2 protein-coding genes are annotated in these 1,683 nt (G+C 42.4%); one reads left to right on the forward strand and one right to left on the reverse strand.

Features of this window, described 5'->3' with window-relative positions:
• Positions 1–603, forward strand: a 603-nt coding sequence (locus AB5H98_RS13400; RefSeq protein WP_367926380.1) for a toprim domain-containing protein, incomplete at its 5' end; no start/stop codon positions are given.
• Positions 604–633: 30 nt separating this feature from the next.
• Here the strand turns inward: AB5H98_RS13400 and AB5H98_RS13405 are convergent.
• A complete protein-coding gene (locus AB5H98_RS13405) occupies positions 634–1,530 on the reverse strand; it encodes a pseudouridine synthase (protein ID WP_367926381.1) in 897 nt (298 codons plus the stop codon).
• Positions 1,531–1,683 lie beyond the last annotated feature (153 nt).

Genomic DNA, 1,683 nt, shown 5'->3' on the forward strand with positions numbered 1-1,683 from the left:
AAAGTTCACATTCAGGAAGTGATTGTGGTTGAGGGAAAGTACGATGCTGTAAAATTAGCAGATTTGGTCGATGCATTGATTATACCCACAGGCGGCTTTTCTATTTTTACCAGCGAGGAAACAAAACAATTGATTTTAAAGTTGGGACGGAGCCGGGGAATTATTGTCCTTACGGATTCAGACGCAGCCGGTTTTCGAATTCGAAACTATCTGAATAAAATTGCTGCTGGAATTCCGGTAAAAAATGCATATGTTCCAGCGCTGCATGGAAAAGAAAAGAGAAAAAGCCAACCATCAAAAGAGGGGATTCTCGGTGTAGAAGGAATCCCGACCAAGATGATTATACAGGCGTTGTCTACCGCTGGTGCACATGAAGTCCCGGTTCGAAGAGGAAGAAACATTACTTATACGGATTTATTTATGCACGGTCTTTCAGGCACGCCGCAAAGTGCGGAAAAAAGACGTGTCTGGCTTGCATCTCTTGGGCTTCCACCAAGGCTATCTAAAAAGGCTCTTTGTGAAGTGTTGAATAGCTTGTACACATACGAAGAGTTTTTGAAAACACTTCCGGCCGATGATGTGCAACCCTCCTCCAATATGTAAAAGAGGCAAACCCAAAATGGTTTGCCTCTTTTATGTCAATGTTTTGTCTAAAATTTGCTGGGCGTACCAAGGCGGGGCCAACTCGAATTTTTTACAGCTCCATTTGGCAAAGGGGCCCGATAGAATTTCAGGAAATGTAAGAGAATAGGCACATAATGCTTGATATTTTGTGCGAAGTTCGCGATTAATTATTTGGTCTCCGTATTTTGCGTCACCTAAAATAGGGCATCCTATGGATGCAAGATGGGCGCGGATTTGATGGGTGCGTCCGGTTATTAAATTGACTTCCAGAAGGGCCAATCGTCCAGAGATACTTAGTGTACGGTAGGCTGTAATAATCTCTTTGGAATTGGCTTTTGGTGTCTGATAGATACGTACTGTTCCGGCCTGTGCATTTTTTACTAGGAAAGCGTGTAGTGTTGCATTGGCTGGAGAAGGGTGACCATAAGTAACACAAAGATATTTTTTTTGTATCGCACGTTGACGAATTAATTGAGTCAAGAAAATCTCGGCGGCAGATGTTTTCGCAATTAACACCAGACCGCTGGTCCCCGTATCCAAACGATGGCATAAACAAGGTTTGAAGGAAAAGGAAGAATCATAACCTAGATAGGAAAGAACTCGAGAAATAAGAGTATCCGTTCCATCCTCGCCACAAACAGGAAGTCCCGCAGGCTTATTAGCCACTAAAAGATCCTGGTCCTCGTACACCGGCAGAAAAGTAGGAGCGTTTTTTTTCGGAATAAATATACGGACGGTGTCGCCTGGACAAAGCTGGAAAGACAGGGGCTGTTTTTTGCCATTTACTTTGATTTTGTTTTCTTTTAGATACCGACGCAAATAACCATAGGAAAGAGATGGCTCTTTTTCGGATAAAAATTTATCCAAACGTTTGGCGTCTTCGTTTTTTACAACCCATTCTTTCATAAAAAACCTCCTATTGCGGTTTTATTTTATCATAGAAGCTCATTTCCTTCCAGTGTTTTAGTTGACATTCTGGTCGTAATATTGTATTCTATTAAACGTACTTTTAGTGTGCATAGACAGGCTGCTGTGGCGAAATCGGCAGACGCAAGGGAC

The sequence above is a fragment of the uncultured Ruthenibacterium sp. genome, from assembly GCF_963558415.1.
GTDB lineage: Bacteria > Bacillota > Clostridia > Oscillospirales > Ruminococcaceae > Ruthenibacterium.

Excerpts from the sequence above, each read along its gene's own strand:
- AB5H98_RS13405 (WP_367926381.1), bottom strand. The coding sequence starts at position 1,530 with ATGAAAGAATGGGTTGTAAAAAACGAAGACGCCAAACGTTTGGATAAA.